The 23,174-nt window shown below is 75.8% G+C and carries 22 protein-coding genes and 1 pseudogene; 5 read left to right on the top strand and 18 right to left on the bottom strand.

Annotated features, from left to right (window positions below; all coding sequences use genetic code 11):
- Positions 1 to 50 precede the first annotated feature (50 nt).
- The 5 genes from HUT16_RS24590 to HUT16_RS24570 form a co-directional block, all read right to left on the bottom strand.
- Positions 51 to 995: a bifunctional riboflavin kinase/FAD synthetase gene (locus HUT16_RS24590; RefSeq protein ID WP_176190235.1), complete on the bottom strand. Its 945-nt coding sequence runs from the start codon at positions 993 to 995 to the stop codon at positions 51 to 53.
- A 63-nt stretch (positions 996 to 1,058) separates the two neighbouring features.
- The gene (locus HUT16_RS24585; RefSeq protein WP_176190234.1) at positions 1,059 to 2,615 is read right to left on the bottom strand and encodes a hypothetical protein; all 1,557 of its coding nucleotides are present in this window, start codon (positions 2,613 to 2,615) and stop codon (positions 1,059 to 1,061) included.
- 80 nt (positions 2,616 to 2,695) lie between these two features.
- Positions 2,696 to 3,886, bottom strand: a complete 1,191-nt coding sequence (locus HUT16_RS24580) for a hypothetical protein (RefSeq protein WP_176190233.1) — start codon at positions 3,884 to 3,886, stop codon at positions 2,696 to 2,698.
- Between the two features lie 178 nt (positions 3,887 to 4,064).
- On the bottom strand, positions 4,065 to 4,574 hold the full coding sequence (locus tag HUT16_RS24575; RefSeq protein WP_176190232.1) for a hypothetical protein: 510 nt from the start codon (positions 4,572 to 4,574) through the stop codon (positions 4,065 to 4,067).
- A gap of 233 nt (positions 4,575 to 4,807) precedes the next feature.
- Complete coding sequence (locus HUT16_RS24570; RefSeq protein ID WP_176190231.1) at positions 4,808 to 5,596, bottom strand: SDR family oxidoreductase; 789 nt, start codon at positions 5,594 to 5,596, stop codon at positions 4,808 to 4,810.
- Between the two features lie 104 nt (positions 5,597 to 5,700).
- Between HUT16_RS24570 and HUT16_RS24565 the strand changes: the two genes are divergently transcribed.
- Together HUT16_RS24565 and HUT16_RS24560 are read left to right on the top strand one after the other, a co-directional pair.
- A complete protein-coding gene (locus tag HUT16_RS24565; RefSeq protein ID WP_176190230.1) occupies positions 5,701 to 6,357 on the top strand; it encodes a TetR/AcrR family transcriptional regulator in 657 nt (218 codons plus the stop codon).
- Positions 6,358 to 6,416: 59 nt separating this feature from the next.
- A complete protein-coding gene (locus HUT16_RS24560; RefSeq protein ID WP_176190229.1) occupies positions 6,417 to 6,926 on the top strand; it encodes a GNAT family N-acetyltransferase in 510 nt (169 codons plus the stop codon).
- Between the two features lie 48 nt (positions 6,927 to 6,974).
- On the opposite strand, the gene truB is transcribed toward HUT16_RS24560, so the two are convergent.
- The 9 genes and pseudogenes from truB to HUT16_RS24515 all read right to left on the bottom strand — a co-directional run bounded on the left by truB (position 6,975) and on the right by HUT16_RS24515 (position 15,821).
- The gene (truB, locus tag HUT16_RS24555; protein ID WP_176190228.1) at positions 6,975 to 7,880 is read right to left on the bottom strand and encodes a tRNA pseudouridine(55) synthase TruB; all 906 of its coding nucleotides are present in this window, start codon (positions 7,878 to 7,880) and stop codon (positions 6,975 to 6,977) included.
- Between the two features lie 103 nt (positions 7,881 to 7,983).
- On the bottom strand, positions 7,984 to 9,150 hold the full coding sequence (locus HUT16_RS24550; protein WP_303392097.1) for a bifunctional oligoribonuclease/PAP phosphatase NrnA: 1,167 nt from the start codon (positions 9,148 to 9,150) through the stop codon (positions 7,984 to 7,986).
- 2 nt (positions 9,151 to 9,152) lie between these two features.
- Positions 9,153 to 9,590: a 30S ribosome-binding factor RbfA gene (gene rbfA, locus HUT16_RS24545; RefSeq protein ID WP_176190226.1), complete on the bottom strand. Its 438-nt coding sequence runs from the start codon at positions 9,588 to 9,590 to the stop codon at positions 9,153 to 9,155.
- 139 nt (positions 9,591 to 9,729) lie between these two features.
- A complete protein-coding gene (locus tag HUT16_RS24540) occupies positions 9,730 to 10,026 on the bottom strand; it encodes a DUF503 domain-containing protein (protein ID WP_176190225.1) in 297 nt (98 codons plus the stop codon).
- Between the two features lie 126 nt (positions 10,027 to 10,152).
- Positions 10,153 to 13,235, bottom strand: a pseudogene (gene infB / locus HUT16_RS24535) (translation initiation factor IF-2).
- Positions 13,236 to 13,426: 191 nt separating this feature from the next.
- Entirely contained in the window at positions 13,427 to 13,729 is a 303-nt protein-coding gene (locus HUT16_RS24530; protein ID WP_176192853.1) for a YlxR family protein, read from the bottom strand.
- A gap of 69 nt (positions 13,730 to 13,798) precedes the next feature.
- Positions 13,799 to 14,800, bottom strand: coding sequence for a transcription termination factor NusA (gene nusA, locus HUT16_RS24525; protein WP_176190224.1), 1,002 nt, complete (start codon positions 14,798 to 14,800; stop codon positions 13,799 to 13,801).
- A gap of 2 nt (positions 14,801 to 14,802) precedes the next feature.
- Positions 14,803 to 15,345, bottom strand: a complete 543-nt coding sequence (gene rimP, locus HUT16_RS24520) for a ribosome maturation factor RimP (RefSeq protein WP_176190223.1) — start codon at positions 15,343 to 15,345, stop codon at positions 14,803 to 14,805.
- Between the two features lie 209 nt (positions 15,346 to 15,554).
- On the bottom strand, positions 15,555 to 15,821 hold the full coding sequence (locus HUT16_RS24515) for a hypothetical protein (RefSeq protein ID WP_176190222.1): 267 nt from the start codon (positions 15,819 to 15,821) through the stop codon (positions 15,555 to 15,557).
- Positions 15,822 to 16,176: 355 nt separating this feature from the next.
- Between HUT16_RS24515 and HUT16_RS24510 the strand changes: the two genes are divergently transcribed.
- The 3 genes from HUT16_RS24510 (at position 16,177) to HUT16_RS24500 (ending at position 18,287) form a co-directional block, all read left to right on the top strand.
- The gene (locus tag HUT16_RS24510; RefSeq protein ID WP_176192852.1) at positions 16,177 to 16,572 is read left to right on the top strand and encodes a ferritin-like domain-containing protein; all 396 of its coding nucleotides are present in this window, start codon (positions 16,177 to 16,179) and stop codon (positions 16,570 to 16,572) included.
- A gap of 217 nt (positions 16,573 to 16,789) precedes the next feature.
- Entirely contained in the window at positions 16,790 to 17,686 is an 897-nt protein-coding gene (locus HUT16_RS24505) for an aminoglycoside phosphotransferase family protein (protein ID WP_176190221.1), read from the top strand.
- 49 nt (positions 17,687 to 17,735) lie between these two features.
- Positions 17,736 to 18,287, top strand: a complete 552-nt coding sequence (locus HUT16_RS24500; protein ID WP_176190220.1) for a GNAT family N-acetyltransferase — start codon at positions 17,736 to 17,738, stop codon at positions 18,285 to 18,287.
- A 7-nt stretch (positions 18,288 to 18,294) separates the two neighbouring features.
- Here HUT16_RS24500 and HUT16_RS24495 read toward each other — a convergent pair whose 3' ends face one another.
- From HUT16_RS24495 to dxr, 4 genes are all read right to left on the bottom strand, one after another.
- Complete coding sequence (locus HUT16_RS24495; RefSeq protein ID WP_176192851.1) at positions 18,295 to 19,170, bottom strand: GNAT family N-acetyltransferase; 876 nt, start codon at positions 19,168 to 19,170, stop codon at positions 18,295 to 18,297.
- 81 nt (positions 19,171 to 19,251) lie between these two features.
- Positions 19,252 to 20,412, bottom strand: a complete 1,161-nt coding sequence (ispG, locus tag HUT16_RS24490) for a flavodoxin-dependent (E)-4-hydroxy-3-methylbut-2-enyl-diphosphate synthase (protein WP_176190219.1) — start codon at positions 20,410 to 20,412, stop codon at positions 19,252 to 19,254.
- 127 nt (positions 20,413 to 20,539) lie between these two features.
- Positions 20,540 to 21,847: an RIP metalloprotease gene (locus tag HUT16_RS24485; protein WP_176190218.1), complete on the bottom strand. Its 1,308-nt coding sequence runs from the start codon at positions 21,845 to 21,847 to the stop codon at positions 20,540 to 20,542.
- Between the two features lie 19 nt (positions 21,848 to 21,866).
- Positions 21,867 to 23,096: a 1-deoxy-D-xylulose-5-phosphate reductoisomerase gene (gene dxr, locus HUT16_RS24480; RefSeq protein WP_176190217.1), complete on the bottom strand. Its 1,230-nt coding sequence runs from the start codon at positions 23,094 to 23,096 to the stop codon at positions 21,867 to 21,869.
- Positions 23,097 to 23,174: the final 78 nt, after the last annotated feature.

Raw genomic sequence — 23,174 nt, 5'->3', positions numbered from 1 at the left:
GAGCCCCCGCGGAGCAGTGCTCCGCGGGGGCTCCTCGCGCCCGCCCGGGGTCAGGGGCGCTCGGTGAGGTCCCGGGCGCGCTTGACGTCCTCGGCCATCCGCTCCAGCAGGGCGTCGACGGAGTCGAACTTCTCCATGCCGCGCAGCCAGGCCAGGAAGTCCACGGCGACGTGCTGCCCGTACAGGTCGAGGCCGACCCGGTCGATGGCGTACGCCTCGACGGTGCGGGCGGTGCCGTCGAAGGTCGGGTTGGTGCCGACCGAGATGGCGGCGGGCATGGTCTCGCCGTCGGCGGTCAGCCAGCCCGCGTACACGCCGTCGGCGGGGACCGCCGAGTGCGCGACGGTGTCCACGTTGGCGGTGGGGTAGCCGAGTTCGCGGCCGCGCTGGGCGCCGCGGACGACCTCGCCCTCGACCCGGTGCGGGCGGCCGAGGATCTCGGCGACGCCGGCCATGTCGCCGGCCGCGACCAGGCGGCGGCACAGGCTGGAGGAGAACGGCTCGCCGTCGCCCGCGGTGCCGCGCACCTGGAGGTCGACCACCTCGACGGTGAAGTCGGCGGCCCGGCCGAGCTCGGCCAGCAGCTCGACGTTGCCCGCCGCGCGGTGCCCGAAGCGGAAGTTGGGGCCCTCGACGACCGCCTTGGCGTGCAGCGCGTCGACCAGCACCGAGCGGACGAAGTACTCCGGGGACTCCTGCGAGAACTCGGCGGTGAACGGCAGCACCAGGACGGCGTCCACGCCCAGCTGCTCGACCAGTTCGGCCCGGCGCGGCTGCGGGGCGAGCAGCGGCGGGTGGGTACCGGGGCGGACCACCTCGCTGGGGTGCGGGTCGAAGGTGACCACCACCGACTTCGCCCCCAGCTCGCCGGCCAGTTCCACCACCCGGTTGATGATCAACTGGTGTCCGCGGTGGACCCCGTCGAACGATCCGATGGTGACGACGCTGCGCCCCCAGTCCCCGGGGATCTCCTCCAGGCCGTGCCAGCGCTGCACCTGACCGCTCCTTGTTCCTACGGTGTGCACAACCCGTGCACTCGAAAGACCGAAACCGAACCCCTATAGCGTGCCATGCGACCGGCCCTGCCCAGGTACCGGAAGGCCCTTGGTGTGACCGGTCAGACGGCCGCCGGGACGGTCGACCCGCCGCTCGGCCTCGGCCGCGGCGTACTGCGGGTCCCGGCCGGACGCGGCGAGGGCCCGCATCAGGGCCAGCCGGGGCCCCTGGGGCGGCGGCGGGCCCTCCTCGGGCCAGGACGCCAGCAGCCGGGCGAAACCCGCCCAGCGGCCCGCACAGCGCACCAGGGCGGCGTCCGCGCCCGGCCACCGCTCGGCGACCAGGCACAGCAGCCCGCGCACCCGCCGCCCGGGGTGCCCGGCGTGCCGGGCGGCCAGCGCCTCCACCACCGCGGCCAGCACCCCGGCGTCCCGCTCGGCGGCCAGCAGGGCGTCCAGCAGCTCCTCCCGGCCGCCGCCGGGCGCGGCCAGCACCGGCACGAAGACGGCCCGCACCGGCGGCCCGGCGGCCAGCACCGCGTCCAGCAGCGGCCGGCCGTCCCGCCCGGCGTCCAGCAGCCGGTCCAGGTGCCGGGCGACCTCCCCGGCCCGCTCGGGGCCGCCGGGCAGCAGCTCGGCGGCGAGCAGCAGCCCGGAGCGGGCCGTCGCCGGGTCGGCGGCGGCCTCCAGCACCCGCAGCTCCTCCTCCGGCCGGGCGTCCGGCGCCCGCAGCCGCTCGCGCACCGCCGCCAGCACCTGGGCCGGGTGCTCGGCCAGCAGCCCGGACAGCACCTCGGCGGTCAGGAACGGGTCGCCCGCCCGGTACGCGGCCAGCGCGGCCGCCAGGTGCTCGGCCCGGCCCTGCGGATCGCGCACCAGCAGCGCCAGCGCCGCGCCGTGCAGGGCCGGTTCGTCCTCCCGGGCCAGCAGCGTCCGGGCCGCCAGCCGCAGCAGCCGGGCGCCGGAGCCGCCCGCGTGCGGGGCGGTGCGCAGCGCGTGCACGGCCGCCGCGACGTGCCGCTCGGGGCGCGGGTCGTGGCTCCACCGGTCGACCGCCCGGCACAGCGCGGAGGGCTCCCGCTCGGCCAGCCGGCCCAGCAGCGCGTCCGCCCGCGGGTGGGCGGCGGCGACCAGGGCCTCCGTCAGCTCGTCCAGCGCCAGCGTCCGGTGCTCGTACAGCAGTTCGTCGGCCAGCTCGGCGGCGCCCCCCTCGTCCCCGGCGGTCCGGCCGTACCAGGCGCACAGCAGCGGCAGCACCCCGTGCGGGTCGGCGGCCAACAGCTCGGCCGCCGCCGCCCGGACCACCTCCCGGCGGCCCGGGCCGTGCGCCAACCCGCCCAGCAGCGCGACCCGTTCGGCCACCGGCAGCGGCAGGCCGGCCCAGAACGCCGCGCCGAACCGCTCGTCCCGCCCGGCCCGTTCGGCCAGCCGCTCCAGCAACTCCCGGTGCGCGGACGGCTCCGGGCTCCCCGCCAGGCCCGCCGCCAGCAGCCGGCCGGCCCACCAGTCGGCCTCCCCGCCGCGCTCGGAGCGCTCCAGCGCCGCCAGGGCCCGCCGCAGCCACCCGTCCAGCGCCGCCGCCCCGCGCGCCTCCCCGGCCCGCCGCAGCGCCCCCGTCACCACCCCGACCCGGCACCGCCCGACCCCGGCACCGGCGCCGGTCCCGTCGAGGGCCTCGACGGGGGTCTCGGCGGGGGCCTCTACGGGGGTCTCGGCGAGGGCCGTGGCAGGCCGGGCAGCGGCAGCGGCCCGGGAGCGGGCCGGGGCCGCCGCCGTCCGCGGGGTGCGCGGCGCTCCGCCGGGCCCGGCCTCCCCCGCGTCCGGCTCCGCCCCTCCTCCAGCACCAGCCGCAGCGCCGCGTCCAGGTCCAGGTGCAGGCTCTGCAGCCACTCCCCCCACTCCTCGTGCCCGGCCCGGTACCCCGCGCCCGCCGGCACCAGCAGCCGTTCCTCCCGGACGGCCCGGGCCCACCCGCCCGCCTCCGGGAACAGCCGCGCGAACTCCTCGGCGGGCAGCGCCCCGTCCCCCGCGCCGAGCATCAGCCGCGCGGCCTCGTGCAGCCGCCCGGCCGCGACGGCGGCCAGCCGGCGCACCTGCCGGGCGTCCTCGCCGGGCGCGGCCGGCCCGCCGCGGCGGTGCCGGCGCGGGCCGCCCGGGTGGGGCGACCCGGCGGGCGACGGTGAGGCAGGCCAGGTCGAGCCAGCCGTCGAAGAGTTCGGCCCGGCTGCCGACCGGGCCGTGCACGCCCGCGCCGCGCAGTTCGCCGGCCAGCCGCAGGGCGAGCGGGTGGCCGCGCTCGGCCGGGCCGAGGAACGCCCTGGCAGCCCGTAGCGCCGCCCGGCCCGGGCCGCGGCGTCGTCGGTGAGCGGGCCGAGCCACAGCGCGCGGGCGGCGGAGCGCCAGGGGCCGAGCTGGTCCCAGCCGTCGGGGCGGCAGGCGACCAGGGCCCTGGCCCGGTGGGTGCGCAGCCATTCCAGCCCGGCGGTCAGCCAGCGCGCGGACAGCGCGAGCGGGGCCTCCTCGGGCCCGTCGAGCACCACCAGCAGCGGCCGTCCGGCGTCGGCGCACAGGGCGGCGAGCTCGCCCGGTTCGACCTCGGGCAGGCCCGACTCCCGGGCGGCGGCGGCGAGTCGGCGGCGCAGCGGGTCGCCCAGGGTGCGGTCGCCGGGGGCGAGGTCGGCGCCGCGCAGCCACAGGGTGGGCAGCGGCCGGGCGGCGCCCGCGCGGCGGACGGCGAGCGCGGCGAGTTCGGTGGTGCGGCCGCTGCCGCTGCCGCCGAGCAGCACGGTGAGCACGTCCTGCGGCTCCTCGCCGCTGAGGCCGTCGGGGCGGTCGACCCGGTCGGCGGCGAGGTCGGCGATCCGGCCGGGTCCGGCGGCGGCGCCCTCCAACTGGGCCCGGGCCAGCCGCAGCGCCCCGCCGAGGTTGAGCGCCCGCCCGTACGCGGGGGCGTCGGCGGCGTTGCGGGCCAGCAGCCGGCCGAGCGGGTGTCCGCGTCGGGCGCGGTGTCGGCGGCGAGCGGGACGGCGGCCGTGCCGGGGCCGGGGACGGCGCGCACCCGGGGGGCGATCACGGCGAGCACCGCGCCGGTCTCCGGGTCGAGGACGGGCGCCCCGGCGAGCGGGGTCGCCGCCAGGTCGAGCAGCAGGACGCCGGGGACGGTGCGCACCAGGGCGCCGTCGCCGCAGCGGCCGCTCTCCCGGCCGAGCGGGCCGCCCCGGGCCAGGGCGGGCGCGCCGTCCTCCCAGCGCTGGTGCGGCACGGCGACGGGGCCGGTGACCGGGCCGCGCCCGATCGGCAGGGCGGGGCCGGCACGCCGCCGACGGCGGCGGTGCGCAGCAGGGCCAGGCCGCGGTCGGGCAGCAGGTCGACGCTCTCGGGGCCGAGCACCCGGCTCTGCCCGCCGGGGGTGTGCAGCACCAGCCGGGGCAGTCCGGCCACCGCCTCGTGCGCGGTGACCACCGTGCCGCTGCGGTCGGCGACGAAGCCGAGGCCGCACAGCCGGCCCTGCTGGTCCCTGATCCGCAGCAGCGCCTGTGCCGGATCCCCCGCGAAGCCGGCGTCCGCACCCTCGCCCATCCCGCCAGTCCTCCCGCCGGGCCGCGTCCGGCCCCGCGCGGGACCGGGGTACGGCCGCCGTACACGCCGCGGTCAGCCTGCCCCCCACCCGTCACACGGCACCCCGTACGCCCCTCTCACCACACCGTTTCACTCCGCGCGCCCCCTGCCGGGCTGTCCGGCGCGCACCCCGGGCCGGACCACCCGGCCCGCCCCCGTCCGCCGGTACCGCTCGGGGCGTACGGCCCCAACTGTCAGCCCATTTCGCGCACTTGGGTGAAGCGGGCGGCGACGGCGGGCACCGCGCGGCGCGGCAGCAGCCGGGGGGAGGCCGCGGTGAGCCGGTTGAGCAGGCCGTCGACCCGGCTGGCCCGGCCGCGGGCGAGGGCGCGCAGCGCGGTGTCCACCACCTGTTCGGGGGTGCGCTTGCCGCCGGGGCCGGTGACCTCGCCGCCCAGCACCGAGAAGAACGGGGTGTCGGTGGCGCCGGGGCAGACCGCCAGCGCCCGCACGCCGGTGCCCCGCAGTTCGTGGGCGAGCGCCTCGGTGAAGGAGAGCACGTACGCCTTGCTGGCCCCGTAGACCGCCATGCCGGGCAGCGGCTGGTAGGCGGCGGTGCTGGCGAGGTTGACCACGGCGCCGCGGCGGCGGGCGAGCATGCCGGGCAGCAGCCGGGTGGTCAGTTCGGTCAGGGCGAGGCAGTTGAGCCGCACCTGGTCGGCGATCCGCTCGGGGTCGGCGGCGCCGAGCGGGCCGTGCGTGCCGAAGCCCGCGTTGTTGACCAGCAGGTCGGTCTCCAGCCCCCGTTCGGCGAGCGAGCGTTCGAGCCGGGCGGCGGCGCCGGGCGCGGTGAGGTCCAGGGGCAGGGCGAGGGCCGGGACGCCGTGCGCGGCGGTGAGTTCGGCGGCGAGCGCGGCCAGCCGGTCCCCGCTGCGGGCGACCAGGACCGGGTGCGCGCCGCGGGCGGCGAGTTCGCGGGCGAAGGCGGCGCCTATCCCGGTGGAGGCGCCGGTGATCACGGCGGTGCGGCGGGCGTGGTCCATCACTGGCTCCTGACGGGCGGGCCGCCCGGGATCGGCGGCGACGGGACCGAATGTAGTCGCCGACTACAAAGTGGTCAATGGCTACATCCGCCTATCATGACCCCATGCGAACGGGCCGCTACCACCACGGGGACCTCCGCGCCGCACTGCTGGCCCAGGCCGAGAAGGCCCTCCAGGAACACGGCCCGGACGCCCTCTCGCTGCGCGAACTCGCCCGCGCCCTGGACGTCAGCCACGCCGCGCCCAGCCGCCACTTCCGCGACAAGCAGGCCCTGCTCGACGCCCTCGCGCTGACCGGCATCCAGCGGATCTCCGCCGCCGCCCGGGCCCGGCTGGCCGAGGCCGGCCCCGGCTTCGACGCCCGGATCCGCGCCTTCGCCCGCGCCTACACGGACTTCGCCGCCGAGCGCCCGGCCATGCTCGAACTGACCTTCATCCGCAAGCACGCCCCCGGCGTCACCGACGAACTGCGCACCGCCTGGCAGCCGTTGGAGTCCGAGGCGTACGAGGTCATCGCCCGCGGCCAGCGCGCCGGGCTGGTCCGCCCGGGCAGCCCGGAGCGCGTCTTCGAGGTGCTCTTCACCGCCGTCCACGGCGTCGCCGCCCGCGCCGCCGCCGGCGTCCTCACCGGCCCGGCCCTCGGCCAGGTCCTCGACGACGTCCTCGACCACCTGCTGCGCGGCCTCGCCCCCGCCCCCGGCGACGCCCCGCTCGCCCCGCCGGCCCGGCCCGCCTGCCCGGAGCCGCCCGGCCCCCGCTGAGCGCCCCGCGCCGGAAAACCGCTGGCGCCGCCCCGCCGCCCCGGGCCACCCTGCCCGGCATGGACGTCCGCCTGGAACCCTGGTCCGACTCCCGCCTCGGCCTGCTGCGCCGGATCAACACCCCGGCGATGCGCCGGCACGTCGGCGGCCCGGAGACCGAGGAGCAGCTGCTCCTGCGCCACCGCCGCTACCTCGCGCTCCCGGCCCTGGGCGGCGTGGTGCACGCGGTGCTGGTCGACGGCGCGGAGGCCGGCTCGATCGCCCGCCACCGGCGCGAGTGGCGGAGCGCCGAGGTGCACGAGAGCGGCTGGAACGTGCTGCCGGAGTTCCAGGGCCGCGGCGTCGCCCTGGCGGCCGGCCGGGCGCTGCTGGCCGAGCTGCGCGCCCTGGTGGCCGCCGACCCCGCCGCCCCCGGCACGCTGCACGCCTTCCCCGCCGTCGACAACGCCCCCTCCAACGCGCTGTGCGCGCGCCTGGGCTTCACCGACGGCGGCCCGTGCGACTTCGAGTACCCGCAGCGCTCGGGCCGCTTCCTGCGCAGCACCGACTGGCACCTGGCGCTGCGCTGAGCCGCCGGCGGCCCCGGCCCTCGGCCCCTGACCCCCGGCCCTGGGCCCTCAGCCGACGAACACCGCCACCGGCTTGGCCTTGCCGCCGCGCTCCTCGATCAGCGCCAGGAACCGCCCGTCCGGGTCGAAGACCGCGACCGGCCCGTCCGCGCCCAGCCCGGGCGCGTCCAGCCGGACGCCGTTGGAGAGCAGCCGGGCCTGTTCGGCGTCCACGTCCCAGCGCGGGAAGGCGGCCGCCGCGGCCTCGGCGATCGGCAGCACCTCCAGCTTCTCCTCCAGCTGCTCCAGGGTGCGCGCGGACTCCACCGCGTACGGCCCGACCCTGGTGCGCCGCAGCGCGGTCAGGTGCCCGCCGACGCCGAGCGCCGCGCCCAGGTCCCGGGCCAGCGCCCGGATGTACGTCCCGGAGGAGCACTCCACGGTGACGTCCAGGTCGAGCACCGGCGTGCCGTCCTCGGCGACGGCCGGGCGCACCTCGTGCACCGTGAACGCGTGCACCGTGGTGGGCCGGGCGGCCAGCTCGAAGTCCTCGCCCTCGCGGACCCGGGCGTACGAGCGCTTCCCGTCGATCTTGATCGCGCTGACCTTCGACGGCACCTGCATGATCTCGCCGGTGAGTGCGGCGATCCCGGCGTCGACGGCCTCGCGGGCCACGCCGTCGGCCGGGACGGAGGCGGTGACCTCGCCCTCCCGGTCGTCGGTGACCGTGGTCTGCCCGAGCCGGATGGTGGCCTCGTAGGTCTTGGCGGTGAGCATCAGGTGCCCGAGCAGCCGGGTGGCCCGCTCGACGCCGATCACCAGCACGCCGGTGGCCATCGGGTCGAGGGTGCCCGCGTGCCCGACCTTCCGCGTCCCGGCCAGCCAGCGGAGCTTGGCGACCACGCCGTGCGAGGTGATGCCCTCCGGCTTGTCGACGACGACCAGCCCGTCGGGGCCCGTCCCTTTACGCTTCATCGCTCATCATCATTTCGAGATCCTGCGCGCGTCGATCGTTTCGCGATCCCGCGCGCGTCGCTGCGCGGCCGCTCCGGCGGCCCGACCGCCGGACCGCACGAGCCTAGCGCGCGCCCGGCCCCGCGGAGTCCGCCGCCGCCGCGACCTCGGCCAGCGCCGCCCGGAACCGCTCCACCACGGCGTCCACGGCCTCCCGCGCGCTGAACCCGGCCGCGTACACGTGCCCGCCGCCGCCCAGCCGGGCGCACACCGCCGCGACGTCCACCGCGCCGCGCGAGCGGCAGGAGCCGCGCAGCGTGCCGTCCGGGTCCTGCTTGAGCACCAGCGCGACGTCCGCCTCGGCGGGCTTGCGCAGCACGTCGATCAGGCCCTCGATCTCCTCCACGGTGACGCCGAACAGCGCCAGGTCCTGGTACGGCACCCAGGTCCACACCAGCCCGTGCCCGCCGGCCTCCTCGGGCTCGAAGGCGGCCCGCTCCAGCGCCCCGGCGAGCACCTTGAGGTACCCGAAGGAGGTGGTGTCCCACAGCTGGCGGGAGATCAGGTCCTGCCGGATGCCGGTGGCCAGCATCCGCCCGGCCATCTCGTGGGTGGCGGGCGTGGTGGCCCGGTACTTGAACGAGCCGGTGTCGGTGGCGATGCCGGTGTACAGGCAGGTCGCCAGGGACTGGTCGAGCGGCACCCGCAGCCGCCGCAGCAGCTCGTCCACCAGGACGGCGGTGGCGGGCGCGGCCGGGTCGATCAGCCGGACGGTGCCGAAGCCGGGGTTGGAGGCGTGGTGGTCGAAGACCACCAGCGCGCCCGCCGCGAACGCCTTCTCCCGCAGCAGGCCGAGCCGCTCCTCGGAGGCGGCGTCGAAGGCCAGCACCAGCGCGGGCGCGGCGGGCACCGCGGCGGCGGGGACGATCAGCTCCTGCCCGGGCAGGAAGGACAGCGACTCCGGGATGACCTGCGGGTCGTCGCCGAACGACACCCGCACCCGCTTGCCCAGGCCGCGCAGCGCCAGCCCGGCGGCCAGCGCCGAGCCCAGCGCGTCGCCGTCCGGGCAGATGTGGCAGACCAGGTCGATCTCGTCGCTGTCCGCGATCAGTTCGAGGGCGCGCCGCCACTCCTCCTCGAACCGGCCCGGGCCGCCGCTGCCGCCGTCCGCCTCCGCCCCGGAGGCGGACGGCGAGGCGCTGCGCGGGCCCGGAAGCACCGCGAGGGCGGTCTCCACCCCGATGGTGGAGACCGCCCCCGCGGCACCGGACTCGGCCGGCTCCCCGGCCACGGTCACTCGTCCTCGTCGTCGTCGCGCGCCGCCTTGTAGGGGTCGGCCTCGCCGGCGTACGCGGCTCCGGCGGCGGCCGTGCGGACGGCGGCGTCGGAGAGCCGCGCCTTGTCCAGCAGGTCGTCGATGTTCCGGGCGTTGTCCGGCAGGGCGTCGGCGACGAAGGTCAGGGTCGGCGTGAACCGGACCCCGGTCTGCTTGCCGACCTCGGAGCGCAGGATGCCCTTGGCGCTCTCCAGCGCGGCCGCGCTGGACTCGCGCTCGGTCTCGTCACCGTAGACGGTGTAGAAGACGGTGGCCTCGCGCAGGTCCCCGGTGACCCGGGCGTCGGTGATGGTGACGTACCCCAGGCGGGGGTCCTTGATCCGGCGCTGCAGGGTCTCCGCCACGACCACCTGGATGCGGTCGGCGAGCTTGCGCGCCCTAGCGGTGTCGGTCACGTTGCCTCCTCGTGCAGTAGGCGCGTACCCCGGGTCATGACCTCACCCGGTGGGGCCCTCTCCCCAACGTACCCGCCCGCGCCCAGCCTTGTGGGCGCTCTCGGTCCTGTGCGGGTGTGACGGTGGTGACTCCCGCAGGTCATTCGTCGTCGTCGTGGTGGTACCGCCTCCGTGCGGAGAGCAGCACCACCTCGGGGCGGCCGGCGACGAGCCGCTCACAGCTGTCCAGGATCTCGCTGACGTACCCGGCGTCGCCGGACACCACCGCGCAGCCGATCTCGGCCCTGCGGTGCAGATCCTGGTTGCCTACCTCTGCGGCGCACACGCTGTACTTGCGCTGCAGTTCGGCCACGATGGGCCGCACGATCGAGCGCTTCTCCTTGAGCGAGTGCACGTCGCCGAGGAGCAGGTCGAAGGTGAGTGTTCCTACGAACATGGGGGACAGACCTGAGCCGGTCTGGGGGCCTCGAAGGATGTTCCGACTGGCCCCGACCCTAACAAGCGCGGCCGGGGCCGGTCGACGGGTTAACGCACCCGCCGACCGGCCCCGGTCAGGCACCTGCTACGAGCGCGGCTTCTCCCGCATCTCGTAGGTCTCGATGACGTCCTCGACCTTGATGTCGTTGAACGAACCGAGGGTGACACCGGCCTCGAAGCCCTCGCGGACCTCGGTCGCGTCGTCCTTGAAGCGGCGCAGGCCCTCGATGTTGAGGTTCTCCGCCACGACCTTGCCGTCGCGCAGCAGGCGCGCCTTGGTGTTGCGGCGGATGATGCCCTCGCGGACGAGCACACCGGCGATGTTGCCGAACTTGGAGGAGCGGAACACCTCGCGGATCTCCGCGGAGCCGAGGCGCACCTCCTCGTACTCAGGCTTGAGCAGGCCCTTGAGCGCGGCCTCGATCTCCTCGATCGCCTGGTAGATGACCGAGTAGTACCGGATGTCGACGCCCTCGCGCTCGGCCGCGGTACGGGCACGCCCCTCGGCGCGCACGTTGAAGCCGATGATGATGGCGTCCGAGCCCATCGCCAGGTCCACGTCGGACTCGGTGATGGCACCCACACCGCGGTGCAGGATGCGCAGCTCGACCTCTTCGCCCACGTCCAGCTTGACGAGCGCGTCCTCGAGGGCTTCGACGGAACCGGAGACGTCACCCTTGATGATGAGGTTGAGCTTCTCGATGTTGCCGGCGGCCAGCGCGGCCTCGAAGCCCTCCAGCGAGACGCGGACGCGGCGCTGGGCCATCGAGGCGTTGCGGTCGCGGGCGGAGCGCTTCTCGGCGATCTGGCGCGCGGTGCGGTCCTCGTCGACGACGATGAAGCTGTCGCCGGCGCGGGGCACCGAGGTCAGACCGAGCAGCATGACGGGACGGGACGGGCCGGCCTCGGAGAGGCTGTTGCCGTTCTCGTCCAGCATCGCGCGGACGCGGCCGTAGGAGTCGCCGACCACGATCGAGTCGCCGACCCGCAGGGTGCCGCGCTGGATGAGCAGCGTCGCCATGGCGCCGCGGCCCTTGTCCAGGTGGGCCTCGATCGCGATGCCCTGGGCGTCCTGCTCCGGGTTGGCGCGCAGGTCGAGGGAGGCGTCCGCGGTCAGGACCACGGCCTCCAGCAGCTCCTCGATGTTGAGGCCCTGGCGGGCGGAGATGTCGACGAACATGGTGTCGCCGCCGTACTCCTCGGCCACCAGGCCGAACTCGGTGAGCTGGCCGCGGACCTTGGTCGGGTCCGCGCCCTCGACGTCGATCTTGTTGACCGCGACCACGATCGGCACGCCGGCGGCCTTGGCGTGGTTCAACGCCTCGACCGTCTGCGGCATGACGCCGTCGTTGGCCGCGACCACCAGGATCGCGATGTCGGTGGACTTGGCACCACGGGCACGCATGGCGGAGAACGCCTCGTGACCCGGGGTGTCGAGGAAGGTGATCCGGCGCTCCTCGCCGTTCACCTCGGTCGCCACCTGGTAGGCACCGATGTGCTGGGTGATGCCGCCGGCCTCGCCCGCGACCACGTTGGTCTTGCGGATCGCGTCCAGCAGTCGGGTCTTGCCGTGGTCGACGTGACCCATGACGGTGACCACCGGCGGACGCGGGGCCAGCATCTCCTCGTCGCCCTCGTCGACACCGAAGTCGATGTCGAAGGACTCGAGCAGCTCGCGGTCCTCGTCGTCCCGGCTGACGATCTCCAGCACGAAGCCCATCTCGTCGGCCAGCAGCTGCAGCGTGGCGTCGGAGACCGACTGGGTGGCGGTGACCATCTCACCGAGGTTGAACATCACCGAGACGAGCGCCGCCGGGTTGGCGTTGATCTTCTCCGCGAAGTCCGTCAGCGAAGCGCCGCGCGAGAGGCGAACGGTCGAGCCGTTGCCGCGCGGCAGCATCACGCCGCCGACGGACGGGGCCTGCATGGCCTCGTACTCCTGGCGCTTCGCGCGCTTCGACTTCCGGCCGCGCGCCGGACGGCCGCCGGGGCCGCGACCGAACGCGCCCTGCGTGCCGCCACGGGCACCCGGGCCACCGGGACGACCGCCGAAGCCGCCGGGACGGGCACCGCCGCCACCGAAGCCGCCGCCGCCACCGGCACCGCCACCCGGACGGGGGCCGCCGAAGCCGCCGCCGGCCGGACGCGAGCCCGGACCGGCCGGACGGCCCTGGAAGCCGGGACGGGCACCGCCCGGAGCACCCGGACGCGCACCGGGGCCACCCGGACGCGCACCGGCACCCGGACCCGGGCGCGGGCCCGGACGCTGCGGCATCATGCCGGGGTTCGGACGGGGCATCCCGGACGGGCTCGGCGCACCGGGGCGCGGAGCGGCCGGACGGGGCATGCCGTCGGGACGCGGGGCACCGGCACCCGGACCACCGGGACGCGGGGCGCCACCGGGACGGGGACCGCGCTCACCGGCCGGGGCACCGCCCGGACGCGGCGCACCGGCGCCCGGAGCGCCACCGGGACGGGGACCGCGCTCGCCACCGGGACGGGGACCGCGCTCGCCACCCGGCGCACCGGCCGGACGGGGACCGCGCTCGCCACCGGGGCGGGGACCGCGCTCACCGGACGGCGCACCGCCCGGACGCGGGGCGGACGGACGGGCCATGCCCGACGCGCCGCCCGAGGTGAAGGGGTTGTTGCCCGGACGCGGACCGGCCGGACGCGGGCCCGGACGGGCCGCGGGTTGGCCGGGCCGGCCGCGGGCGGCCGGACGCGCCGGAGCCTCACCGGCCGGGGCCGGGAGGAGAACTCCGCCGGCGCCGGAGCGGCGGGCGGGCGCCGCCGGGCGCGGACCTGGTCGGGCCGGCCGGCTTCGGCGCGGCCGGACCCGCGGCGGGCGCGGGGGCGGGGTCGGACGGGGCCCGGCGTCACGGTGGGACGCGGGCCGGGGGTGGGGGCACCCGGCTTGGGTGCGGCCGAACCGGCGCCGCCGGTCGGCTGGGGCGCCGCGGGCTTCCGCGGGCCCGGCTTCGCGGAGGACGCGCCGCCGGACGGCGGGGTCGCTCCCAAAGCGTCAGTCAGCTTGCGCACGACCGGCGCCTCGATCGTCGAGGACGCCGAACGCACGAACTCGCCCAGCTCGGTGAGCTTGGCCATGACGGCCTTGCTCTCCAAACCGAGCTCCTTGGCGAGTTCGTATACCCGGACCTTAGCCACTTCGCTCCTGTCTATGCGTCCGGGGTATTCGTCCGCCGGACTGCCGTTACTTCATGGGCGTACTCATCGCGTACTCATCGAGTGCTCATCGCAATCTCGACCTACTTCCATCTCGCGAGGTACCTGACTGGGGCGCACGGCGGCGTGACCGCGTGCCGTGCGCTGGTGCGTGTTGCCGGGCGCGATGCCCGTCAGTGGGCCGACTGCCGGTCGGCCGGACCTGCTCCCGCCCCGAGGTGATCCCGCAGGGCGCCGGGGTCGAGCGCGCCCTGGACCCGAAGGGCCCGGGGGAACGCCCGGCGGCGGACCGCGAGGTCGAGGCAGTTCGGGTCGGGGTGCAGATACGCGCCCCGGCCCGGCAGAGTGCCGCGGGGATCGGGGACGCATCCGTCCTCGCCCGCCACGACACGCAGCAGCTCGTGCTTGGCCGCGCGCTTGCGGCAGCCCACGCAGGTGCGTTCAGGGCATGCCCGGACATGCGTCCGGCCAGACACGTTCAAGTCTACCCCTCCGAAGGGACTCACCGCCGCCGAGTAGATCTCCGGAGGCACCTGACAACGTTGCTAGCGGGCTGCCGATTCCCCGGCGGGGGCCTCGGTGTCCGGACGGATGTCGATCCGCCAGCCGGTCAGCCGGGCGGCCAGGCGGGCGTTCTGCCCCTCCTTGCCGATCGCCAGCGACAGCTGGTAGTCCGGGACGATCACCCGGGCGGAGCGCTGGGCCAGGTCGACGATCTCCACCTTCGTCACCCGGGCGGGCGACAGCGCGGCGGCGACCATCTCGGCCGGGTCCTCCGACCAGTCGACGATGTCGATCTTCTCGCCGTGCAGCTCGGCCATCACGCCGCGCACCCGCATGCCGTTCGGGCCGATGCAGGCGCCCTTGGCGTTCAGGCCCTGGCGGCGCGACCAGACCGCGATCTTGGTGCGGTGGCCGGCCTCGCGGGCGATGGCGGCGATCTCCACCGAGCCGTCCGCGATCTCCGGGACCTCCAGCGCGAACAGCCGCTTCACCAGGTTCGGGTGGGTGCGCGACAGCGTCACCGACGGACCGCGGACCCCGCGCCGCACGCCCACCACGTAGCACTTCAGCCGGGTGCCGTGCCGGTAGTCCTCGCCCGGGACCTGCTCCTGCGGCGGCAGGATGGCCTCCAGCTTGCCGATGTCGACCAGCACGCTCTTCGGGTCGTTGCCCTGCTGGACGACACCGGTGACGATGTCGCCCTCCTTGCCCGCGTACTCGCCGAAGGTCTGGTCGTCCGCGGCGTCCCGCAGCCGCTGCAGGATGACCTGCTTGGCGGTGGACGCGGCGATCCGGCCGAAGCCCGACGGGGTGTCGTCGAACTCCTTCGGCTCGACGCCCTCCTCCAGCTCCGAGGCGTCCTCCAGCGCCCAGACCGTCACGTGGCCGGTCTTGCGGTTCAGCTCCACCCGCGCCCGGCGGCGCGAGCCCTCGGTGCGGTGGTACGCGATGAGGAGGGCCGACTCGATCGACTCGACCAGCAGGTCGAACGGCACGCCCTTCTCGGTGACCAGCCCGCGCAGGGCACTCATGTCGATGTCCACGACTACGCCTCCTCTTCCTCTTCGTCCACGTCCGCGATGTCGGCGGCGGCGTCGAGCAGTTCCTCGTCCTTGCGGTTGAACTCGACCTGCACCCGGGCCCGCGCGATCTCGGCGAACTCCAGTCGGCGCTCCTTGGGGCGGCCGCGCCCCTTCACCGGCTGCACCTCGACCAGCGCGCCGTCCTCGTCGCTCTCCAGCACCCGCGCGGTCAGCTCCGCGCCGTCCACCAGCTTGACCGCCGCCAGCCGGCCGGTCGCCCGGCGCCAGTGCCGCGGCTCGCTCAGCGGGCGCTCGGCGCCCGGGGAACCGACCTCCAGCAGGTACGGGGTCTCGCCCATCAGGTCCGACTCGTCCAGCGCCCGGCCCACCAGGCGGGAGAACTCCGCGATCGCGTCGAGGTCCACGCCGCCGTCGGCGTCCACGTCGATCTGCACCTGGCGGCGGCTGCCGGCCTGGGTCACCTTGACCTCTTCGAGGTCGAGCCCGGCCTCGGCGGCCAACGGCTCCAACAGAGCGCGCAGCCGGTCAGTGGGGGTGGTGCTCATCCGGGTGACTCCTCGGCCGCGTCTGCTGTTGTCGAAGGTGCTAACTCATCGCGAAGCCTATCGGGTCAACCCCCGAACCGCCGATTCCGACCCGGACGCCCGCACCCCCCTGCGAGCAAGCTCACAGCGGTCGGATAGCGTCCGAGGTCCGTACGGAGCGCGTGCGACTCCGGTAAAGATTCTCCCGACGGGGTGCACCGGGCCCCCACCTACCCGCTGGAGCACCGATGCCCGCGCCCGCACGCCGGACCTTCCTGGCCCTCGGGGCGCTCGCCGGGCTCCAGCTGCTCGCCGGCTGCACCGGCGGGCACCCCGCGGAGGCCGCCCGGCCGCAGGCCGAGGACCCGGACCGCCCGCTGAGGCTGCGCCAACTCGCCGCCACCGACGCCCTCCTGGCCGACTACGACGCCGTCCTCGCCACCGGGCCCGCCGAGGCCGACCGGCTCGGCGACCTGCGCGAGGACCTCCTCCGGCACCGCGAGGCGCTCGCCCGGACGCTGCCCTCGCCGTCGCCCTCCCCCACCGGCTCGGGTGCCGCTTCCGGCTCCGCCTCCCCCGCCGGTTCCACCGCCCGGACCGCCGCCGACCTGGCCGCCGCCGAACGCCGCACCGCCGAGCTGCGGCTCGCCGACCTCGCCGCGGCCTCCCCCGGGCTGGCCCGGACCCTCGCCTCGGTCGCCGCCTCCGGCGCGGCCCACGCGGCGGCCCTCGGCGACACCACCGCCCCGGCCACCCCGCGCCCGCGCCCGCCGCCCGGACCCCGCGTCCGCGGCCGCCTCCGCCTCCGCCTCCGCCTCGGCCGGGGCGCTCACCGCCGCCGACACCGAGGCCCTGCAGGCGGCGCTCGCCGCCGAGCACGCGGCCGTCTACGGCTACGGCGTGGTCGGCGCGTTCCTGCCCGCCGGGCCCCAGCGCGAGGACGCCCGCAGCACGTACGCCGCGCACCAGGCCCGGCGCGACGGCTGGCAGCGCGTCCTCGCCGCGGGCGGCGCCTCCCCCACCGCCGCGGCCCCCGGCTACCGCCTCCCCTTCCAGGTCCAGGACGGCCCGACCGCCACCCGGCTGGCCGCCTACCTGGAGACCCAGCTCACCGCCGCCTACGCCGACCTGACCGCCGCCCCCGCCCTGCGCGCGCAGGCCGCCGCCGCCCTGCGCGAGTCCGCCCTGCGGGCCGCCCACTGGGGCGCCGACCTCCCCGCCCTCCCGGGCCTCGCCGACGCGGACTGAACCGCAGCGCGCGCACTCAGGGGCTCGGGGAACGGCGAGGCCGTGCTGCTGGTGGTCGGAGCCCATCGGAGTGTCCGTGCTGCTGCGTGTCTTGAACAGAACCCGAAGCCGATGCGCCCAACGGCAATGCACCGCTCGCAGACCCGGGCTCGCCGTTCCCCGAGCCCCTGAATGCGCGTCGCGTGCACCCGGGCCCCCGGCGGTTAATCTCGCTCCCATGGCACAACCTGCGCAGTTCGACGTCCCCGCGCGCCTGGCCGAGTCGGTGCGGACGGGCTCCCCCGCCGGGCGGTCCTGGCTGGCCGGGCTCCCGGAGCTGGCTGCCGAACGGCTGGCGGGCTGGGGGCTGGTGCCGGAGCGGGTCGTGGAGCCGGGCGGCCGCGGCAGCCTGGTGCTGTACGCGCACCGCGCCGACGACCTGGCGCCCGTGGCGCTGAAGCTCGCCGGGCCGTCCGCCGAGGCCGCCGCGCTGCGGACGTGGGCGGGCCGGGGCGCGGTGCTGCTGCTGGACGAGGCGGACGGGGCACTGCTGCTGGAGCGCCTGCACGGGGAGATCCCGCTGCGTTCGCTCGCGGAGCCGAAGGCGATGCTGGAGGCGACCAGCCTGCTGCGTCGGCTGTGGGTCGAGGCCCCGGCGGGGCACCCGTTCCCGGCCCTGGCGGAGCACGCCGGGCGGCTGGCGGAGCGGATCGCCGAGCGGCGCTCGCTGCCGTCCGCCGCCGACGCCGGCCCGCTGGTGGACGAGGCGCTGGAGGCCCTGGCGCTGGCGGCGGACGGCGGCGGGTGGCTGCTGCACGGGGAGTTCCAGCACGGCCGGGTGCTGGCGGCGGACCGTTCGCCGTGGCTCGCGGTGGCGCCGCGCCCGCTGGTGGGCGACCGGGCGTACGACCTGGCGGGCCTGGTGCTGGACCGGCTGGACACCCTGGCCGCCGCCCCGGGTCCGCGCGGGGAGGCCCGGCGCCGGCTGTCCCGGCTCGCGGAGGCGGTGGAGCTGCCCGCCGACCGGGTCCGGGCCTGGACCCTGCTGCGGGCGGTGGACACCGCGCTGGGGGCGTTCGCGGCGGGCGACGCCGCGGCGGCCGAACTCCATCTGGAGTTCGCCGCCTGGCTGTGAGACCGGGGCGCTCGGCCGCCCGGGGCGGCAGGTAGTAACGTCCCGCTTCATGGAGCAGCTCACCGGGGTGACGATCGAGGCCATCGACCTGGCGGCGTGGGCACCCGCCGTGCTGGAGGTCCAGGCGGTCGCGTTCGGCCTGGCGCCGCACGAGGTGGCGGTGCGGCTGCCGATCGTGGGCCGGCACGCGGCGCAGCCGGGGGTGGTGGCGCTGGGCGCGATGGCCGGGGGACGGCTGGTGGGGTTCGGGTACGGAATGCCGAACCAGCGGACGCACTGGTGGTCGACGGTGATCGAGCCGTACCTGGAGGCGGGCGGCCACGAGGGCTGGCTGGACGGCGTGTTCGCGGTGACCGAGCTGCACGTGCTGCCGGAGTTCCAGGGCCTGGGCGTGGGCACCCGGCTGATCCGTTCGCTGTGCGGGCGCTCGGGCCTGGACCGGTCGATCCTGTCGGCGATCGACGCCGAGACCCCGGCCCGCCGGCTGTACCGCTCGCTGGGCTACCGGGACCTGGCCGCGGCGGTGCGCTTCCCGAACACGGTGCGCCCGTACGCGGTGATGGGCGCGCACCTGCCGCTGCGCGACCCGGCCCGGCGCTGACCGGCCGTCAGAACAGCACGCTCATGAACGCGCCGACCTCGCGGAAGCCGACCCGGCGGTAGGCGGCCCGGGCCCGGACGTTGAAGTCGTTGACGTACAGCGAGACGACGGGGGCGACCTCGGCCAGCGCGGTGTTGACGACGGCGGCCATGCCGGTCTCGGAGAACCGCCTGCCGCGGTGCTCGGGGGCGACCCAGACGCCCTGGATCTGGCAGGCGGCGGCGGTGACGGCGCCGATCTCGGCCTTGAAGACGACCTTGCCGTCCTCGTCGAAGCGGGCGAACGAGCGTCCGGTGGAGACGAGTTCGGCGACCCGGGCCTGGTAGAGCAGTCCGCCGTCGCCGGCCAGCGGGGAGATGCCGACCTCCTCGGTGAACATGGCCACGCAGGCGGGCATCAGCGCCTCGATCTCGTCGCGGCGGACCCGGCGCACCAGCGGGTCGGGCTCGACCTCGGTGACGGGCGTGGAGGTGGCCATCAGCGGCTGGTGGGCGCGGACGTCCCGGGCCGGGCCCCAGGAGCGCTCCAGCAGCGCCCAGAGCATCGCGGTGGCCTCGGCGGGGCCGACGATGGAGGAGCAGCGGCGGCCCTGCCGGCGGGCGCGCTCGGCGAAGGCGCGGACGGCCTCCGGCCCGGCGCCGACCGGGACCAGATTGGCCCCGGCGTAGCAGAGCGCGTCGAGCCGGCCGTCGGCGTCGTGCCAGCCCCACATCTCGCCGCCGAGCCGCCAGGGGTCGAGGCCGACGGCCTCCACCCGGGTGGCGACGAAGGCGTTGGCGACGGCGTCGCGGTGCAGGATCTCCAGCGCGTCGTCGAGGTCGGGGGCCTCCAGCACGCGGGTGGCGGCGAGCGCCCGGGCGGCCTGGAAGGGGCCGGGCAGCATCACACCTCGGTCGAGCACGGGGGCACCTCTCGAACGGGCGGGGCCGCCCGCTGGGCGGCCCCGCCGGGGGACTTCAGGCCGTCACTCGGCGGCCACGACGACGGGGGCGCCGGATTCGACGCCCTCCTCCTGCATCTGCTCGGCCAGCTTCATGGCCTCCTCGATCAGGGTCTCGACGATCTTCGACTCGGGCACGGTCTTGATCACCTCGCCCTTGACGAAGATCTGGCCCTTGCCGTTGCCGGAGGCGACGCCGAGGTCGGCCTCGCGGGCCTCGCCGGGGCCGTTGACGACGCAGCCCATGACGGCGACCCGCAGCGGCACCTCCATGCCCTCCAGGCCGGCGGTGACCTCCTCGGCGAGCTTGTAAACGTCGACCTGGGCCCGGCCACAGGACGGGCAGGAGACGATCTCCAGACCGCGCTGGCGCAGGTTCAGCGACTCCAGGATCTGGATGCCGACCTTGATCTCCTCGGCCGGCGGGGCGGAGAGCGAGACCCGGATGGTGTCGCCGATGCCCTCGGCGAGCAGCGCGCCGAAGGCCACCGCGGACTTGATGGTGCCCTGGAAGGCCGGTCCGGCCTCGGTGACGCCCAGGTGCAGCGGGTAGTCGCAGGCGGCGGCGAGCTGCCGGTAGGCGTTGATCATCACGACCGGGTCGTTGTGCTTGACCGAGATCTTGATGTCGCGGAAGTCGTGCTCCTCGAACAGCGAGCACTCCCACAGCGCGGACTCCACCAGCGCCTCGGGGGTGGCCCGGCCGTACTTCTCCAGCAGCCGCTTGTCGAGCGAGCCGGCGTTGACGCCGATCCGGATCGGCACCCCGGCGTCCTTGGCGGCCTTGGCGATCTCGCCGACCTTGTCGTCGAAGGCCTTGATGTTGCCCGGGTTGACCCGGACGGCGGCGCAGCCCGCGTCGATCGCGGCGAACACGTACTTCGGCTGGAAGTGGATGTCGGCGATCACCGGGATCTGCGACTTCTTCGCGATGATCGGCAGCGCGTCGGCGTCGTCCTGCGAGGGGACGGCGACCCGGACGATCTGGCAGCCCGAGGCGGTCAGCTGGGCGATCTGCTGGAGCGTGGCGTTGACGTCGGAGGTGAGCGTGGTGGTCATCGACTGCACCGAGACCGGCGCGTCGCCGCCGACCGGCACGTTGCCGACCATGATCTGACGCGAGTGGCGGCGCCGGGCCAGCGGCTTCAGCGGCAGGGAGGGGATACCGAGCGAGATCGCGGTCATGTGTGCGGTGTTTCCTCTGGAGAGGTCGGTGATGCCGGGGCGCGCGCGCCGTGGTGGCGGGCGCCCGGCGTCCAACGGTACGGCACGGCCGGGTGGCGGGGCACACCCGGCCGTGGGTGGCGCGCGGCTAGTTGATGCGCACCGGGTTGACGATGTCGGCGGCCATCACGAGGCCGGTGAAGCAGACGAAGATCCCGGCGACCACGTAGGCCAGCGGCATCAGCCGGGCCACGTCGAACGGCCCCGGGTCGGGCCGGCGCAGCACCCGGGCGGCGGTGCGGCGCACCGACTCCCACAGCGCGCCGGCGATGTGGCCGCCGTCCAGCGGCAGCAGCGGCAGCATGTTGAACAGGAACAGCATGAAGTTCATGTACGCGAGCAGCTGGACGAAGAAGGCCAGCTGCTGGGTGGCGGGCAGGTCCATCGCGAACACGTCGCCGCCGAGCCGGGCCGCGCCGACCATGCCGACCGGGGAGTCCTGCTCGCGCGGGGTGCCGTCGACCACGGCGTGCCACAGGCCGGGGATCTTGCCGGGCAGCTGGCCCAGCGACTGCACGCCGTGCTCCGCCATCTTCGCCATCTCGTCGAAGCTCTCGCCGACCGCCATGTGGTGGACGCCGGTGGCGGGGGTGATGCCGAGGAAGCCCGCGGTGACGGTCTTGTCCTTGATCGGGGCGCCGTCCTTGTCCACGGCGGCGAGGGTGTTGGTCTTGATGTCGGCGCCCAGGGTGCCGGGGGTGCCGTCCTTGTGCCGGACCTCGATCGCCACGTGCTTGCCGGCCGAGTCCCGGATCAGGGCCTGCAGCTGGGGGTAGTCGTGGATCCGCACCCCGTCGAAGGCCAGGATGGTGTCGCCGGCCCGCAGCCCGGCGGCGTTGGCCGGGGACTTCTCGGCGCCGGGCGCGCAGGTGTCGGTCTTCTCGCTGACCGGGACGACGCACTCGCTGACCGAGTTGACGGTCGGGGTGGAGCGGGTGATGCCGATGCCCATGAACAGGGTGAGGAACAGGCCGATCGCCAGGATCAGGTTCATGCCCGGGCCGGCGAACATCACGATGACGCGCTTCCACGGCTTGCGGGTGTAGAACAGCCGGGTCTCGTCGCCGGGCTGGAGCTCCTCGTAGGAGGCGGCCCGGGCGTCCTCGATCATGCTCCGCCAGGGCGAGGAGGACCGCTTCGTTATCCGGCCGTCCGCCCCGGGCGGGAACATGCCGATCATCCGGATGTAGCCGCCGAACGGGATCGCCTTGAGGCCGTACTCGGTCTCGCCGCGCCTGGTCGACCAGATGGTCCGGCCGAAGCCGACCATGTACTGCGGCACCCGGATGCCGAACAGCTTGGCGGTGGACAGGTGGCCGAGCTCGTGCCAGGCGATCGAGAAGAGCAGCCCGCCCACGAAGATCAGGACGCCCAGCACCCACATCAGCTTGTCCACCGCGTCGCCTCCGTCGTACCTAACCTGCCGCCAGTTCCCGGGCCCGCGCGCGGGCCCAGTGCTCAGCCTGGAGTACGTCCTCCACCGTGAGCGAAGTTCCCGCCGCCGGGGTGCCGTGTTCGGCGACCACCTTCGCCACAGTGTCCACGATTCCGGTGAAGGGCAGTGCGCCCTTCAGGAAAGCGTCCACGCATTCCTCGTTGGCGGCGTTGAAGACCGCGGGGGCCGTCCCACCGAGCGTACCCACCTCGCGGGCGAGCGCGACGGCCGGGAAGGCGTCGTCGTCCAGCGGGAAGAACTCCCAGGTCGCGGCCTTGGTCCAGTCGCAGCCGGGCGCGGCGTCGGGCACCCGGTCCGGCCAGCCGAGGCCCAGCGCGATCGGCATCCGCATGTCCGGCGGGCTGGCCTGGGCGAGCGTTGAGCCGTCCGTGAACTCCACCATCGAATGAACGACCGACTGCGGATGGACCACGACCTCGATCCGGTCGAAGGGCACGTCGTACAGCAGGTGCGCCTCGATCACCTCCAGGCCCTTGTTCACCAGGGTCGCCGAGTTGATCGTCACCACCGGGCCCATCGCCCAGGTCGGGTGCGCCAGCGCCTCGGCCGGGGTGACGCCGGCCAGCTGCTCGCGGGTGCGGGTGCGGAACGGGCCGCCGCTGGCCGTCACCACCAGCTTGCGGACCTCGGCGCGGGTGCCGCCGGCCAGCGCCTGGAACAGCGCGGCGTGCTCGGAGTCCACCGGCACGATCTGGCCCGGCCGGGCGACCGCCTTGACCAGCGGGCCGCCGACGATCAGCGACTCCTTGTTGGCCAGCACCAGCACCCGGCCGGCCCGCAGCGCGGCCAGCGTCGGGGCCAGGCCGATCGAGCCGGTGATGCCGTTCAGCACCGAGTGGCACTCCAGCGCGGCCAGTTCGGTCGCCGCGTCCGGGCCCGCCAGCACCTCCGGCAGCGGGGCGCCGCCGGCCTTCGCGGCCAGCGCCTCGCGCAGCGGCCGCTCGGCGGCCGGGTCGGCCACCGCGACGGTGCGCACGCCGAGCGCGACGGCCTGCTCGGCGAGCAGGTCCACCCGGCCGCCGGCCGCGGACAGCGCGACCACCCGGAACCGGTCGGGGTTGCGGAGCACCACGTCGATGGCCTGGGTGCCGATCGAACCGGTGGAGCCCAGGATGACCAACTCCCGGGGGCCGTCCGGGTCCTGGACCGCCGGGGTGAAGCGCGAGTGCGGATGGGCGAGCGAGTTCATGCCCCCATTGTGTCCTGCCGCCGGGCCCGCCCCGGCCCCGACGAGCCGCGCCCCGCCGCCGCGACGGGCGCGGCGGCG

The organism is Kitasatospora sp. NA04385, assembly GCF_013364235.1.
Classification (GTDB): Bacteria; Actinomycetota; Actinomycetes; order Streptomycetales; family Streptomycetaceae; genus Kitasatospora.
The sequence above is the reverse complement of the archived record's forward strand: the minus strand, read 5'-3'. Positions and strand labels throughout refer to the sequence as shown.